Genomic DNA, 14421 nt, shown 5'->3' on the forward strand with positions numbered 1-14421 from the left:
CGCAACCCAAGACAATCAACCACGGATGGACACTGATGAACGCCGATAAAAAAATCAGAAAAAAAATGACTTTAACATCGTTTATGTTAAAAAAGCAAGGGAGGGGAAATAAAGTGTCAGGACAAAACATGGTCGATCTGCCGGTCGGCGCCAATCCGCCGCCGCTGGAATTTGCTCATTTCCCGACGAAACACCAGGCGGTAATCTGGCGCAACTGGGAAATGACGCCGGTTAAACGGCTGGCGGATGTTTTAATGGCCACGGAGACAGAAATAACGGTTGCCGCCGGGGAAATGGGACTGCGCGTTCCGCCGGAGGTTGAAAAGAAATGGCTTGAGCGCGGTTATATCACCATTATCCGCAGCAACTGGCATCTTTTGCCCTATGAACAGCTTCTGCAACTGCTGGGCTGGACTCCTGAAAGACTGGCCTATACATTGCGCGAGGATGATTTCCTCTGGCACAAACTGGGATCGTTGAAGCCGGCCGCGCCGGCGGTGTATTACCGGCCGCTGACTGGCGGCGAAGCCGCGCGCACGAGAGAAATCAAAGCGACAATTAAAAAGCATTTTCCTTCCGTTCCGGAAAACAGCGGCGAAAAACCATTCGCTTTCCTGGCTGAATTTCACAAGAGGGGCGGAGGACAAAAGCCGGGCAGGGATCGTTATGATAATTTTGATTTAAGGCTGGCGTATTCGTATGCGGCGGTTTACGGGGACCCGCTTCTGGAGCCGGCGCTTGATCCTTACCCGGATGATTTGCTGGCTTGTTACCGACGATATGGCATTAACGGCGTGTGGCTGCAGGGAATCCTTTACAGTCTTATTCCCTGGAAAATTGCGCCGGAGTTTTCCGCGGGCTGGGAAAAACGGCTGGCAAGCCTGAGGAAACTCACCGAACGGGCGGCCAGATACGGCATAGGAATTTACCTTTATCTTAACGAACCGCGCCCGTTGCCAATAAAATTTTTTAAGCATCATCCCGAATTGAAAGGCGCGGAATATCCCCGTTCGGGACTGGCAAATTTCTGCACTTCCAGAAAACCTGTTCTTGAGTTCTTGGAAAAATCCAGCGCGCGTCTTTTTACGGAAGCGCCCGCCCTGGCCGGGGTCTTTACCATCACCATGTCGGAAAACCCCACCAACTGTCATTCAAAAGGCCAGGTCCGGCAATGCCCGCGTTGTTCAAAGCGGCCGGCGCCGGAAGTCATTGCCGAGGTGAACCGCGTCATTGAACGCGGGATTCACCGCGCTAATCCTTCGGCCCGCGTGATTGTATGGGATTGGGCCTGGAGGACGGAATGGGAACACGCGGCCCTGGACCTTCTGCCGAACAATGTGGAATTGATGTGCACCAGCGAATGGGGCACGCCGATAAGCGCCGGTGGAATCAGAAGTTCAGTGAAGGATTATTCCATCTCGCAGGTCGGCCCGTCCGCCCGGGCGAAAGCGATGTGGGCGCATGCCCGGCGGCGCGGGCTGAAAACAATCGCCAAAATCCAGATCAACAACAGCTGGGAATGCTCGGCGGTTCCTTTTGTTCCGGTCCCGGATCTCGTGGAAAAACATCTCCGGAACCTGAAAAAATGCGGGGTGAACGGCGTGATGACCAACTGGACGCTGGGTGGATATCCGGGCGGGAATATGGAACTGTTCCGCCGCACCCCGGGGCAAATAGCCGAGAACTTCGGCCCGCGGGCAGCGGCTTATGTGCGCAAGGGACAAAAACTGTTAAGCCGGGCTTTTGCCGAATTTCCCTTTCATGTTGCGGTGCTTTATTGTGCCCCGCAGAACATGGGACCGGCCAACCTGCTCCATGCAAAACCGACCCGTTACAAAGCAACCATGGTCGGCATTCCGTATGACGATGTGACATCCTGGCGGGCGATCTATCCGCGCGCAATTTTTGAAAAGCAGTTTGAAAAATTATGCGTCGGATGGGAAAAAGGGTTCCGCCGGCTGCGGAAAGCCCTGACATTGCCGGGGGCGCGGCGCAAGCAAGAACTTGAGGAATTACTGCGAATCACCACGGCGGTCTACTGTCACTTCCGGACCGTCTGCCTGCAGACTGCCTTCGTCCGTTTGCGCGGCCGCGCCGGCCGGAAAATATCGGCAATCATTGCCGAGGAAATGGAGCTGGCAAAAACCCTGCATGGCGTCATGACCGCGGACTCGCGGATCGGGTTTGAAGCCAGTAATCATTACTATTACACGGCCAATTCTCTCATGGAAAAAGTCCTGAATTGCGCATATTTGCAGGAAGCATATGCGCGGAAAAACAAAAAACAAGAAAACGAGAGGCAGTAAAATGGCCTATCTGGATAAAAAAGAAAGCAATGTCCGCGCCGCCAACCTCCGCAAAATCATGAAAGCAAAAGCCCTTGACGCGGTCCTCGTTTATTACGACGAATTCAACATCGGCAACGGCTGGTATCTGACGGGATGGTGTCCGCAGTTTGAATGCGGCGCGGTCCTGGTGCCGGCCAGGGGCGCGCCGTTAATTCTGGGCGGACCGGAAAGCGAGCCTTTCGCCAAGCTGGACAGCGCCATTACCGATACCAGGAATTTCCCGGTCTTCATGGTGCCCGACGAGGAATATCCCAATGCCGTCATCACGGATTTCAAGGCGCTTTTCAATGAAATGAAAAAGCGCCTGGGCAGGTTAAAGAAAATCGGCCTGGTGGGCGGCGGGCGGATGCCGGCCGACTGTTCCCGTCAGATTGCGGCCGGATTTAAAAGCGTCCGGCTGGTTGACATAACGGAAGCTTTTGTACGTTTGCGCTATATTAAATCGCCATGGGAAAGATCGCAAATCCGCGCGGCTTTTAAGCTGGCCGACTGTGCATATGCGGCCATGAAAAAGACGGTCGCGCCCGGAGTGTCTGAAATTGAGGTGGCGGCCGCCGGTGAGTATGCCGTCCGCCGCCGCGGCGCGAGCGGTTTTGGATTCACCGCGATTGTGGGAAGCGGCCGGCGCTCCAACGCCGTTGTGCCCACCGCCAGCTCAAAAAAAATGACAAACGGAGAACTGGTCATGATCGGCATTGCGCCGAAAGTGCGGGGATACGCGGGTGTGGTTGGCGACGTGCTGGCGGTCAACGGGAAATACACTGCCCGGCAGAAGGAGTGCGTAAAACATCTGAAAGAAGCCTTTTGTCTTACAAGGGAGGCTTTGGCGGCCGGCAGGCCCGGCTGTGAGATTGACGCGCCGGCCCGGGCCTATTTCACGAAAGTCGGCCTGTCAAAATATCTTGTCTGCCCGTTCGTGCATACCATCGGTCTGCACGAGGCGGAATCGCCGTTCTTCGGCCCCAACAGCAAGGACGTGCTCAAGCCCGGCATGACGGTCTGTGTTGACGTAAGCTTCTTCGGGCATCCGGAATTTAACGGGGTCCGGATTGAAACGGGCTATGAAATTTCCAATAAAGGCATTATTCCTTTGAGTCCGTCAATGGACACGCATTTTACCGTCTGAACGGGATGGTTTTTTGCTTGTTTTTTTCCGGGATTGTAATAGTATTCACTTTATTTCATTCCCATAACAATCGGGGGAGAAAGGAGGAAGACGGGCATTAAATTTGCGCAATTTTCCGCATTTTCGGCAGAACGATAAACTTTAAGCAGTTATAAATCTAAAAGGAGAAATATATGAGTTGGAAAATGTTGTTGATGGTAGCCGTTGTTGCCGCGTTTTCGGCCGTGTCGTTTAACGCCGTTGCCAATGAAAAAGATGCCTGTGACAAGCAGTTGACGGCGACCCATGAAATGACCCTGACCGGGAAAATCATCCTGCAGGAAGACGCAAAGGGCGATATCAAGGCCACGGATAAAGTGGAAAAGACCAAGGAAGTCATTGACATCAAGGGGTTTGAGAAAATCACCATAAAATATGCCCTGGTTGAAGCCGATGGATCCGAAATAGCCCTGCCGATTCCCAAGGCCCGGCCCGGCGAGAAGGCCATTGATTTGGCGGCGCTTGTGGGCAAAAACGTAAAACTTGTCGCCAAGGGCAAAATCAAGGACGGCAAGAAATGCATCGCAAAAATCCTGAGCGTTGAGGAAGAAGCGGCTTCGCCGGAAACGCCGGCCTCGGCCGAGACACCGGCTGAAGTTCCGGCCGCCCCTGCCGCGGAATAACATCCGCCGGAAAAGTTGTTTTAAAAAAAAGAAGGAAGCGCCTGCATGCGTTTCCTTCTTTTTTTTATTGCGCCGCGGAAAACCGGTTATGCTTGATTTTTATGTATTACTTGTTAAAATTTATGCAAACTGAAAGGGGTTAATCGGAAAAAGTGAGCAAAACTTTTTTACCGGGTATTTTCCTTGTCATGCAATTGTTTTTTAACGCGGATTATGCCGCCTCTCAAAACCGGCAGAGTGCGGACACCGGCGATTGGCCGGAAGAAAGGGAGGCGATGGTCAGGACTTTGCGCGCCCACGGCATGCGGGACGAACGCGTGCTCGCGGCCATGGCCAAAGTGCGGCGCCACATGTTCATCCCGGAAAATTACCGCCGCCGGAGCGACGCCTACGGCGATTACCCATGCCCCATCGGTTATGACCAGACCATTTCCCAGCCGTATATTGTCGCGTACATGACCGAAAAAATCAAACCCGAGCCGGGCGAAAAAATCCTGGAAATCGGCGCCGGATCGGGGTACCAGGCCGCCGTTCTGGCGGAGTGCGGCGCCGAAGTCTACAGCATGGAAATCGTGCCCGCACTGGCGCGCCACGCGCAGGCGGCATTGAAGAAGGAAGGCTATAACAAAGTCCATGTTCTGGCCGGAGACGGATATAAGGGCTGGCCCGAACACGCGCCTTTTAACGCCATCATCGTTACATGCGCCCCGGAAGATATTCCCGGGGCGCTGGTTGACCAGTTGAAAGACAGAGGCCGGATGATCCTACCGCTGGGAAGCGCGTTCCAGCGCCTGGTCATCCTGCGGAAAAAGGACGGCAAAATTTTCAAGGAGGAAGATATTCCGGTCAGGTTCGTGCCGATGGTCAAACATTAGTTGCTTAAATTTCTCTATGAACTCCGTGGTCTCTGCGAGAAACATCTTTCTTTTATTTGGGTTGCGGGCATACCCGCTTTAGACAAAGAGGGTGGGCTTACCTTCCGGCCGCTATCTTCTCGTGATTGCCGCCGCATAACCTCCGTCCGTGCCGCTGTCCGGCGGAAAAAAACTGCGCTCGCCGGCCAGGCGGAAATCAGGATGCTTCGCCAGCCATTTCGTTATTTGCCCCCGGTTTTCTTCCGGCTCCAGGCTGCAGGTGCTGTAGACCAGAGTTCCGCCGGGCTTGAGGAGCGGCGCGAGCCGGTCAAGCATTTTTGTCTGGGTTTTTACAATCAAATTCAGCCCGTTCAGACTGAAACGCCAGCGGACATCCGGCTTGCGGCGGATGACGCCGGTGTTTGAACAGGGAACATCGGCCAGGATGCGGTCGTATTTCCGGTTGTCAGCGGGCATGGGGCCGAGAATATTTTGTTTTTTGATTGCCGCAAAATCAGATATTTGCAACCGCTGAAAATTGGTTTTCATTATCAGGATACGGTCTTCGCTGACGTCAAACGCCTGTAATTTTCCGGAAAAACGCATTTTTTCGGCGATCAGAAACGTCTTGCCGCCCGGCGCGGCGCAGGAATCCAGTATGTTTTCATCCGGCCGGGGGGCCAGCAGGTCAATGGCGTTGGCGGCAAAGGGGGCTATCACCAGGAACATGCCTTCGGCGTAACCCGGCAAATCTTCTATCCGCAGGCCGCGGGGCAGGAGAAAATAACCGTCAAAATTTGCGGACGGCAAAACGCCGCGCCGCTTCAGTTGCGCGGCAAAAGAGCGGACAAGGCCGGGGGACCGCAAAAGGTTGATTTTTATGAAAACATCCGGCCGCGTGTTGTTCCATGCGCAGAGCCGCAGGGTTGCCTTCGCGCCGCGGGCTTTTGTCCAGCGTTTCAACAAAAGATCGGGATGGGAATGCCTGATGCCGGGCGGCAGTTTGTTTGCCGCCTTCGCGATGGAATCCCTTTCGGCGGCGCAGCGCCGCAGAACGGCGTTGACAAAGTCGGTTTGTTTTTTGGAAAAATCGCTTTTTGTCAGCTTCACCGTTTCGTTGACCGCGGCGTAATCGGCCTCATTTTGCATTATCAGTATCTGGTACAACCCTGTCAGCAGGATGGATTTCAAAGAGGGTGGGGGCATACTTTTGACGTGTTGCCGGATAACCCATTCCAGGAAACGTTTCCAGCGAACGACCCCCTGGACGACTTCGGTCACAAAAGCGCCGGACGGGGGGGCGGAATTCAGGATGCGATTCGGAAAATCGCCCGTGGCCAGCCAGCGGGCGATGATTTGCGCGGCAACAGCACGCGAAGAAAGATTTCTCACCCGCTCGCTCTTCTCGCTAGAATTCACAGAGATCGCAGAGGCGGATGCTGTTTTTGTTTTTTTCTTGTTCTCCGTGAATTCTGTGCGCTCTGTGAGAAATCCCCTCTTCATTTCAAATTCTCTCAGGCGTGTCAATTCCCAGAAGCTGGAGCCCCTGCTTCAAAACCCCGGCGATGATGCTCCCCAGGCGGACGCGGCTTTCGCGAATACCGTCGGCGGCCTTCAGGAAAGGAACATTCTGATAAAAAAGGTTATACTCGGAAGCCAATTGGTAAAGATAATCGGCCAGGACGTTCGGCTTGTAAAGTTGCGCCGCGAGCGGGACAATTTCCGCAAAGCGGGCCAGGATGAGCGCCAAGTTCCGTTCCTGGGGCTCTTTTAAAAGAATATCAAATGAATGAAAGTCTTTTTGCGGAAACGCGGCGAAATATTTGTTTTCCACGCTGCGGATACGGGCATAGGTATACTGCAGGTAAGGGGCAGAATTGCCGTTCAACGCCATGGCCTTGTCCCAGTTGAAAGTAACGACGCTTTGCGGATTCTGGCAGAGGTCGGCGTATTTGACCGCGCCGATGCCCACGGCGCGCGCAACTTCTTTCTGTTCTTCGGCCGGCATTTCCGGGTTGATTTCCCGGACCAGCTCAAAAGCGCGCGCTTCGGCTTCATCCAGCAATTTTTCCAATTTGATGACATTGCCCTCGCGGGTTGAAAAGGTTCCCTGCGGCAGGCGCATCAGGCCGAACCAGACATGCTCCAGGCCGGTTTTTATGCCCATCCGCCGGCAGACGGCGAAAAGCTGCTTGAAATGCAGTTGCTGCCTTTCGTCGGTTACATAAATGATTTTTTCCGGCTGAAATTCTTCGTTCCGGCTGAGCACGGTGGCGATATCGGTTGCCAGATAATTAAACGCCCCGTCGCTTTTCCGGACGATGGCGGGGGGCAGCTTGTTTTCATCCAGAAATGCGACCAGCGCGCCTTCGCTTTCCCGGATTATGTTTTTTTCGGCGAGTGCAGATATCAGGGGGGGCAATTTTTTATGGTAAAAACTTTCGCCGCGGACAAAATCAAATTTTACATCGAGCCGCCGATAAATCTTGTCAAATTCCTCCATGGAAAATTTTACAAACTGTTCCCAGAGGGCGGTGTTTTCCCGGTCGCCGGCCTGCAACTTTACCAGTTCCCGGCGGCACTGCTCCATCCAGTCCTTATCCTGCGCGGTTTTTTCATAACTTTTGACGTAAACCCGCTCCAGTTCCTCAACCGGCGAGTTTTGCAGGGCATTTTGATTGAGGAAATTGCGGTATCCCATGATGATGATGCCGAACTGGGTGCCCCAATCGCCGAGGTGGTTGTCGGAAATGACCCGATAGCCCAGAAAACGGTGAATCCGGTCCAGCGCGTTGCCGATAACGGTTGAACGGATATGCCCGATGTGCATGGGTTTGGCCACATTGGGGCTGGAATAATCAATGATAACGACGCGGCCATGGCCGCTTTTTGGCACGCCGCGTTCCGGGTCGCGGCCGATTTCCTCCGCCCGCCGGGCAAGCCATTCATCGGAGAGAAAAATATTAATGAAGCCGGCGCCGGCCACTTCCATCTTAGCCACCCAGTCTTGCGGCACGGCTTTTTCAATTATTTGCGCGGCGACGGCACGCGGGGGCATTTTCAGGACCTTCGCCAAAGTCATGGCGGCGTTGCATTGATAATCGCCGAATTCCGGGCGGGTAGCGTGGGTAACGTGCAGCGGGACGGCTCCGTGATCAGCATCCGGGAAGGCCCTTTTGAAATTAAGGCGCATCCAGTCCGTCAATAACATGTTGGCCGGGACATTCATCTTCTCAATGCTTAGCGTCTTCATGCCGTATCTTTTCAAGGATCGCGGGTTCAGCCTGGTCGTAAATTTCGCGTATCTCCGGGGCATGGAAGTGGAAAACCCGGTCTTCAAACTTGGTCAGGGGCAGGCGGTCAAACAAGCGCTGTTTTGCGCTTTCAATATCCTTGCCGTAAATATGAAAAGAATCAACCTGCCAGTTCAGGCGTCCCAACTGCACTTCGCGTCCGGAACGGCGGCCCACCTCGGCGGCGATCACTTCCTTATTGAAAATGATGAAGCCGAACATATTCATAAAAGCGGCGCCCCATGCGTCGTTGCTCCGGAAACGGATATTGCAGTTCAGCCAGCGGCCTCCTTGCCGGTCTTCAACGATGCGGTACCAGAGCGACTGCAGGCAGGGCGGATCGTAGCATTCCAGGTCAATATTCGGCATCCAGGTGATCATCTGGGCCTGGCGGGTGAAAGGCTGGCTCACCAGTTTTTTTATCACGCCTTCAATCTGGTCCACGGAAAAATGGCCGGCCGGCGACGAACGGTTGTCGTGAATTTCGCGCCACTGCCCGTAATTTTTAAGGCGGCCGTGGTAGGTGTATTCCCAGCGCGTGTCGTCGGCGTCATTCATGTTTTTGACCCAGTGATCCTTGGCGCCCTGGACCTCCATGACGTATTCGCGTAAATCTTCAATCCCGCCCGGAAACGCCTTGTGAATCATCGGATCAGTCAACGGCTCCAGCACGGTGATGTTCATCGTGCAATCCAGGCTGGGCGGATCGCCCGGCTTGTCGTATTGGGTTTGGAACGGGATGCCGTGCATATGCAGCGCAATCAGCGCTTTTTCATAAGCTTCCGCCAAAGTTGCTTCGCTTACGTTCAAAACAGGTATATTTTGCATTTTTTCTCCTGAGCAAATTGCTGACAAGATGACGGCAAGCATAACAAACCGGCCGGCGATGGGAAACAAAAATCACCGCCAAGACCAGTCTCCCGCGCAGACTTGCTTTTACCGGCTGGAAGGAGTTTAATGCAGTTACTCCGGACACATCGTAAGGGTTCTGCTTTCCAGCGCGGCGGGGACGACAATTTGAAAATTACAGGCGTTATTATCGGCGGCATCATCATGGCGGTTCTGATTTCGCCGTTCGGCGGCCGTCTGCCGCCGTCATTAAGGTCGGGCGCGTTATTCTATCTGCCCGTGTTTCTGGCGGCGTGGCTGCTGCTGCCGGCCGTTTCACGGTCCGCAATTTTTTATGAGCGCCTGCCGAGGAGGATGTCCGCCTGGGCCGCAATCAGCCTTCTGACAATTGTTTTTGCGCTGACCGGGTTGTACTGGACCGCATCCGTCGGGGCGCATTCCGGCGATGAAGGCCATTATCTCATTTTGATTGAAAGTCTGCGCGCGGACGGCGACCTTGACATCCGCAACAACCTGGAAAATGAAATAGGGGAGGCGGCGGTTGCCGAGCTTGGCCGGTCCACTTTTCATATCAGTCCTTTTGCCCGGGGCGCGCGCTGGCACAGCCTGCATCCGGCCGGACTGCCGTTTCTGCTGGCGCCGTTCGCGGGGGGCGGGGCGGCGGGCCGGCATCTGGCGCTAGGCTTGATCGCCGCCCTGACGGTTTATGCGGTCTGGCGGCTTTGCCGCATGGCCGGGGCTTCGCCGGCCGCGTCCTTCATAATCAACGCCGGTTTTTTCGGCAGTCTCTATGGGATATGTTACGCCTCGCGCTGTCTGCCCGAGATGCTGGGGGCCGGCCTGATCGCCTGGCTTTGCTGGTGCATTTTTGCGCAGGAAGATTGGCCATGGACTTCCGCGGTTCTGGCAGGTTTCTGCTGTGCTTTCATGCCCTGGGCCCATTTGCGTTTTTATCCCCCGGCTCTGCTCGGCGTTTTATTTTACGGCGCGGCCGGACTGCGCGCGCCGGAACCCGCGGCGAGAAAAACGGTCCGGCTGGCGGTTTTTCTGGGGCTGGCTACGGGAGGGATCGTGTTTCATCAACACGTCCAGGATTGGATGTACGAAGGCGGCGCGGCGCACGCCGTGAGCGATGTTCTGTTTTCATATCCGCCGGGGCTTTGGTGCGTGTTCACGAAAGCGGCCGGATTGCTCAATGTTTTCCCCCTGGCGATCGGATTAATTGCGGCGGCCTGCATCTGGTTGTTTGCGGCGCGGGGACGGCGCGGGATGGCCATGGCGCTGGGCGCAATGTTCGGCGCAGTCTGGCTGACATCCTGCGGGGGCGAGAATTACTTCGGCGGCGCCACGCTCGGCGGGCGGTTCCTTTTTGCGGTTATGCCGCTCTTTCTTCCGGCGGCGGCGGTAATATGGGACCGGGCCGCGGGCCCGGCGCGCTGGTGGTTGCTGGTTCTGGCAATGGCTTCCATCGGCCTGGCCATTCTGGAATTGATTTATCTGCCGCAACTGGGCCGGTCGTTTATTTTTCCATACAACGCTTTACCGGTTGCGGCGCCGCTGCTGGCCGGGCTGCCGCCGCCGTTCTGCGGAATATGGCATGCGCTCGCCGCCGGCATATTAACCCTTGGCGCGCTGGGCGCGCGGCGCCGGGCGCCGGCGGCCGTGTTCGTCGGCCTGATCATTGCGGTTACGCTGGTCTGGCAGATTGCCGCCAGAATATAATCCGCGCGCGGGCAGGTTTTGAAGAAGAGAGGCGGCAGGCCGTGATATTTTGCGGCAAGAAAATCTCCGCGCCAGCCGCGGCTTACAGCGGCCCGGACGGTTATTGCTTGCGCAGAATTATGATGACTTCCGACCGCCGGTTGCATATCAACTCAAGACATGCGTCCATGTTCAACCGCCGTTTCAGGAAAAGAATCATTTCCATGATTTCCCATTCCGTCCAGGCATGATAGTGGATGGAGTAGCTGGTCTGCAGATAGATGTTCACCCGTTCAGCGGCTTTTTCCGGGTCGGTGATTTTTTCAACCAGCCGCACGTATTCCTCAAAGGCCGTCCGGCGCGACCAGGCGGGTCCCTCGCGGTAATCGCGTTCAACGTGCGCAAAACCGGTCGTCGGCCGGTCCTTGTCAAAAGTGGCGCGCTTTTCGGGCACGACCAGGTAAATGACTCCATTCGGGCGCAAGACCCTGATCATGTTCTGCAACGCCAGGATGGGGTTTTCGCAATGCTCCAGAAAATGACTGGCAACGACAAAATCCAGCGAGCCATTCGCAACGCTCGCAAGCGTCTCGCCGTTGTCAATGATGTCGGGCGCCGCCAGGCGCTTTTTTTTGAATTCCGGATACTGCCGGCGCAGTTCCGCCAGGGACATGCGGTCCACGTATTTCGCGCGCGCCCCGCGGGGAAGACAGAGCGGATTGTGCAGAGCGCCGATTTCAATGCCGTCGCCGGCAAGATAACGGGCCGCGATCCGCGTGCGCGAAAACGCGTCCGGATTGAAGCGGCGCAGAAATGGAAATATCTGGCAAGCCCGGGCGGCACAGAGAATAAAAAAATGTTTCAACATGCGTTTGCGGACGGGGAACCCCCGCTATTTGAATCCCATACCCAAACGGTAAATCCAGTTGGCCAGCAGGAGCAGTAAAAAAACAACGGCAAACATGGCCGCCGCTTTCCCGGAAACTTGCAACATTGCCCCGCGGTTGACCCGCCGGCCGAACAAGGCCGCAACCACGACAAATGCATTATAGAGAAAGACGCAGACGGCCGCAAGATAAACAACGACGGCAACGGGGCATTCATGAATGCCGCTGCCCCAGTTGCCGCGGGCGAAATCGCAAAAGGCGCGGGTAAAGCCGCAGGTGGGGCAGGGGAACCCCGTCCAATGCAGGAAGAGGCAAAACCCGGCCGGGAAACGGTCAAACGGAAACAGGCGCGCCAGCAGGAGGGCGCCGCCGCTGAACAGCAGGAGAAAGACATTGCCGGCAAACGTGTTCCCGAATCTGACGCGGCGGGCCGGCCGGGTTATTGTAAAAAACAACGCCATGAACGGAACGATCAAACAGGCCGATTGAAATCCGGCGATTAAAGGACTGATCGAGATAAATTTCCCGGCTTCAGTTCCCGGCCTGTTGCGTCTGATTTTCCTGCCGGCCGAATAAATCGCGGTAAGCCGCGGCAATGATACATGCGCCGATCGGCATAGTGATGATCATCCCGATGCCGCAGGCCAGCGCGCCGACATAACCCAGAACCATGGCGACAACCAACAATCCGGCAAACGGGAAGAAATTGGTCTTGACCAGGTTGATGCTTTCCAGGGAGGCCGGCCAGAAATTCATCTTGCGGTCAACGATCAGGAACATGCCGAACATGACCAGGGCGCTGATGACAATTGAGACAAATATTGAAAGCACTTGGCCGGCGCAGGGGATCAGGTTCAACAACAGTGTGAGGACAATGGAGATGGCCCCCCAGACTATGACAAAAAGAAACGCATCAAGAAAATATTCAAACCCCTTGAACACGTCGCCGATTTCGGCCTTAGGTTCCTTTTTGTCAATAATGGCCAGGATGATGACGATCAGGCCGGCCAGCATCGGTCCGAAAAGGATGCCCATGGTAACCGCGCTCAAGACTGCGGCAATGAGATTGGCCACCACCAAAACGACAAAATTATCGCGGTAGAGGGACAATCCGCCCTGTATCCACTCGCCGAATTTAACGATAGGCTTTGAATCGTTCATTGTTTTCCTCCTCTGGTTTTTATCCTGCTATGCATTTAACCGCGCAAATCAAACTATCCTGTATTAAACCGCAAACGGGTGAATTTGTCAAATTCTGCTGCATTTTAATCGCGGACGGAATAATGATTGCCGCCATAATGGCGAATATGACAAAGAGAACGAACGCGACTATGCTGAAATATCCCATAATCAAGCCGACCAGCGCCATGCCGTCGCCCGCAAGGTTATTGGGATCAGATTTGATTTTTGACCTGGCCATATGGCCGCAGATAATGGCAGGCACTCCGGTGACAGGCCCACACGTTACAATAGAAAGTATGCCCAGCACAAGCGACCATACCGCCAACGGGTGGTTAGACTTCATGGAAATAAGAGCCTTTCAATTAAACGACCCGGCCAGCGCATGGATTGAACCTGATGCCAATCCGGCCTTAATATAACGTCGCATAATATATCTTATGTCTACTAATATATATATCAGAATACAAGGAATAGTGTTTTTCCGCTTTGAATGAGGAAATAATACAATAACTGTCTACCGCCTGTCAATAGAGTCTTTTGGAGACAAAATGATGACGGGAAACTTCAAAAAAAATCTGTAAAAAACAAATTAAACGCGCCTGTTATCTGACCATATAAATAAGTTTTTCCTTTTGGCCTGCCCGTTCAATATTCAGGACAAACCCGTTGACGCGGTTTTTGACAAATTCACTGATAAAATATTCGGCCCTGGCCTGGCTCGTCATGGGCATGGAATTAACCTGGCGGATGACGTCGCCCGGTTGCAGGCCGAAAGCCGCGAACATATCGCCCTCGCCTTCAACAACCAGCGTGTACCCGGCAATATTCCGGCCTTCGTAAACCGGCTTCAGGGAATCATATATTTTGGCCAGCCGGTCGGTGTCATTCAAGACTTCATTGTAATAATTCATCAATTCCGACCTTGTCAACACCCAGCGCTTGTCTCCGACCATTTTTCCGAACCGGCTTTGGAGATCAGCCCCCTGCCGGATGCCGGTGGACATTGTTTGCGCGCCGTGGCCGGCAAAACAAAGCCGGATTTCTTCATCGCCGGAATTGCGGCGCAATATAATCCTGTCGGACAGAATGGACTGCACGCGCGTGTCGTTATCAATCAGGTCGCCCTCTGTAACAAGCAATTGTTCTTTTTTATGCAAATCGTCCAGGATGGCCTTGCGCGACTGCTGATTTGCCCCGAATGCGAAAAAAGTTCCGGCCAAACGGAATCTTCCGGCGGTTGATGATGCCCGCCCTGCGTCCGGCATGGCGACGCTTTTTTCAAACACAGCGGCATCAAATGCAAACATGCCGGCCGCAACCGCCGGCCAAACCGCTTTTTTGACGGCGGCGGCGTGCTCCGGGGCGCGGGGGGGAAAGTCATTCTTATCAAACCGCAGGAGATGAATGACGGCGGCGGTTCCCAGGCACAAGGTCGCCGCGAAAACAGTCAGGCTTGTCCGGTAAATCAATTGGAATGACTGCGTATCCATCAGTTCCGTTTAAACATATTACTGCAATT

At 54.6% G+C, this 14421-nt stretch carries 13 protein-coding genes; 6 read left to right on the plus strand and 7 right to left on the minus strand.

The window, feature by feature from the left end:
• Nucleotides 1-113 precede the first annotated feature (113 nt).
• The 4 genes from PHP98_03800 (at nucleotide 114) to PHP98_03815 (ending at nucleotide 5011) form a co-directional block, all read left to right on the plus strand.
• Nucleotides 114-2306: a hypothetical protein gene (locus PHP98_03800; GenBank protein ID MDD5482758.1), complete on the plus strand. Its 2193-nt coding sequence runs from the start codon at nucleotides 114-116 to the stop codon at nucleotides 2304-2306.
• Between the two features lies 1 nt (nucleotide 2307).
• The gene (locus PHP98_03805; GenBank protein MDD5482759.1) at nucleotides 2308-3474 is read left to right on the plus strand and encodes a Xaa-Pro peptidase family protein; all 1167 of its coding nucleotides are present in this window, start codon (nucleotides 2308-2310) and stop codon (nucleotides 3472-3474) included.
• A 173-nt stretch (nucleotides 3475-3647) separates the two neighbouring features.
• Nucleotides 3648-4136 carry a hypothetical protein gene (locus tag PHP98_03810; GenBank protein MDD5482760.1) on the plus strand — a complete coding sequence of 163 codons (489 nt, stop codon included), beginning with the start codon at nucleotides 3648-3650 and terminating at the stop codon, nucleotides 4134-4136.
• A 152-nt stretch (nucleotides 4137-4288) separates the two neighbouring features.
• Entirely contained in the window at nucleotides 4289-5011 is a 723-nt protein-coding gene (locus PHP98_03815; GenBank protein MDD5482761.1) for a protein-L-isoaspartate(D-aspartate) O-methyltransferase, read from the plus strand.
• A 111-nt stretch (nucleotides 5012-5122) separates the two neighbouring features.
• Here the strand turns inward: PHP98_03815 and PHP98_03820 are convergent, their stop codons facing one another.
• The 3 genes from PHP98_03820 to PHP98_03830 all read right to left on the minus strand — a co-directional run bounded on the left by PHP98_03820 (nucleotide 5123) and on the right by PHP98_03830 (nucleotide 9111).
• Nucleotides 5123-6382 (minus strand): transcription antitermination factor NusB, encoded by a 1260-nt coding sequence (locus PHP98_03820; protein MDD5482762.1) that lies wholly within the window; start codon nucleotides 6380-6382, stop codon nucleotides 5123-5125.
• A gap of 112 nt (nucleotides 6383-6494) precedes the next feature.
• Nucleotides 6495-8243 carry an arginine--tRNA ligase gene (argS, locus tag PHP98_03825; protein MDD5482763.1) on the minus strand — a complete coding sequence of 583 codons (1749 nt, stop codon included), beginning with the start codon at nucleotides 8241-8243 and terminating at the stop codon, nucleotides 6495-6497.
• Nucleotides 8224-9111 carry a thymidylate synthase gene (locus tag PHP98_03830; protein MDD5482764.1) on the minus strand — a complete coding sequence of 296 codons (888 nt, stop codon included), beginning with the start codon at nucleotides 9109-9111 and terminating at the stop codon, nucleotides 8224-8226. The genes argS and PHP98_03830 overlap by 20 nt, the downstream gene beginning before the upstream one ends.
• Nucleotides 9112-9300: 189 nt before the next feature.
• Between PHP98_03830 and PHP98_03835 the strand changes: the two genes are divergently transcribed.
• A complete protein-coding gene (locus tag PHP98_03835; protein MDD5482765.1) occupies nucleotides 9301-10854 on the plus strand; it encodes a hypothetical protein in 1554 nt (517 codons plus the stop codon).
• 100 nt (nucleotides 10855-10954) lie between these two features.
• Here the strand turns inward: PHP98_03835 and PHP98_03840 are convergent, their stop codons facing one another.
• From PHP98_03840 to PHP98_03850, 3 genes are all read right to left on the minus strand, one after another.
• A complete protein-coding gene (locus tag PHP98_03840) occupies nucleotides 10955-11701 on the minus strand; it encodes a methyltransferase domain-containing protein (protein MDD5482766.1) in 747 nt (248 codons plus the stop codon).
• A 24-nt stretch (nucleotides 11702-11725) separates the two neighbouring features.
• Nucleotides 11726-12181: a DUF2752 domain-containing protein gene (locus PHP98_03845; GenBank protein ID MDD5482767.1), complete on the minus strand. Its 456-nt coding sequence runs from the start codon at nucleotides 12179-12181 to the stop codon at nucleotides 11726-11728.
• 70 nt (nucleotides 12182-12251) lie between these two features.
• Entirely contained in the window at nucleotides 12252-12881 is a 630-nt protein-coding gene (locus PHP98_03850; GenBank protein ID MDD5482768.1) for a hypothetical protein, read from the minus strand.
• Here PHP98_03850 and PHP98_03855 point away from each other — a divergent pair.
• On the plus strand, nucleotides 12869-13321 hold the full coding sequence (locus PHP98_03855; protein ID MDD5482769.1) for a hypothetical protein: 453 nt from the start codon (nucleotides 12869-12871) through the stop codon (nucleotides 13319-13321). The two genes, PHP98_03850 and PHP98_03855, sit on opposite strands and share 13 nt — an antisense overlap.
• A gap of 183 nt (nucleotides 13322-13504) precedes the next feature.
• On the opposite strand, the gene PHP98_03860 is transcribed toward PHP98_03855, so the two are convergent.
• Nucleotides 13505-14392 carry a hypothetical protein gene (locus PHP98_03860; protein ID MDD5482770.1) on the minus strand — a complete coding sequence of 296 codons (888 nt, stop codon included), beginning with the start codon at nucleotides 14390-14392 and terminating at the stop codon, nucleotides 13505-13507.
• Between the last annotated feature and the right edge of the window lie 29 nt (nucleotides 14393-14421).

The organism is Kiritimatiellia bacterium, assembly GCA_028715905.1.
In the GTDB taxonomy this organism is placed as follows: Bacteria; Verrucomicrobiota; Kiritimatiellia; order JAAZAB01; family JAAZAB01; genus JAQUQV01.

Bases quoted from the DNA above. Each gene is read 5' to 3' on its own strand.
- PHP98_03805 (MDD5482759.1), top strand. From the start codon at position 2,308: ATGGCCTATCTGGATAAAAAAGAAAGCAATGTCCGCGCCGCCAACCTC.
- PHP98_03810 (MDD5482760.1), top strand. From the start codon at position 3,648: ATGAGTTGGAAAATGTTGTTGATGGTAGCCGTTGTTGCCGCGTTTTCG.
- argS (MDD5482763.1), bottom strand. From the start codon at position 8,243: ATGAAGACGCTAAGCATTGAGAAGATGAATGTCCCGGCCAACATGTTA.
- PHP98_03830 (MDD5482764.1), bottom strand. From the start codon at position 9,111: ATGCAAAATATACCTGTTTTGAACGTAAGCGAAGCAACTTTGGCGGAA.
- PHP98_03840 (MDD5482766.1), bottom strand. From the start codon at position 11,701: ATGTTGAAACATTTTTTTATTCTCTGTGCCGCCCGGGCTTGCCAGATA.
- PHP98_03845 (MDD5482767.1), bottom strand. From the start codon at position 12,181: ATGGCGTTGTTTTTTACAATAACCCGGCCGGCCCGCCGCGTCAGATTC.
- PHP98_03850 (MDD5482768.1), bottom strand. From the start codon at position 12,881: ATGAACGATTCAAAGCCTATCGTTAAATTCGGCGAGTGGATACAGGGC.
- PHP98_03860 (MDD5482770.1), bottom strand. From the start codon at position 14,392: ATGGATACGCAGTCATTCCAATTGATTTACCGGACAAGCCTGACTGTT.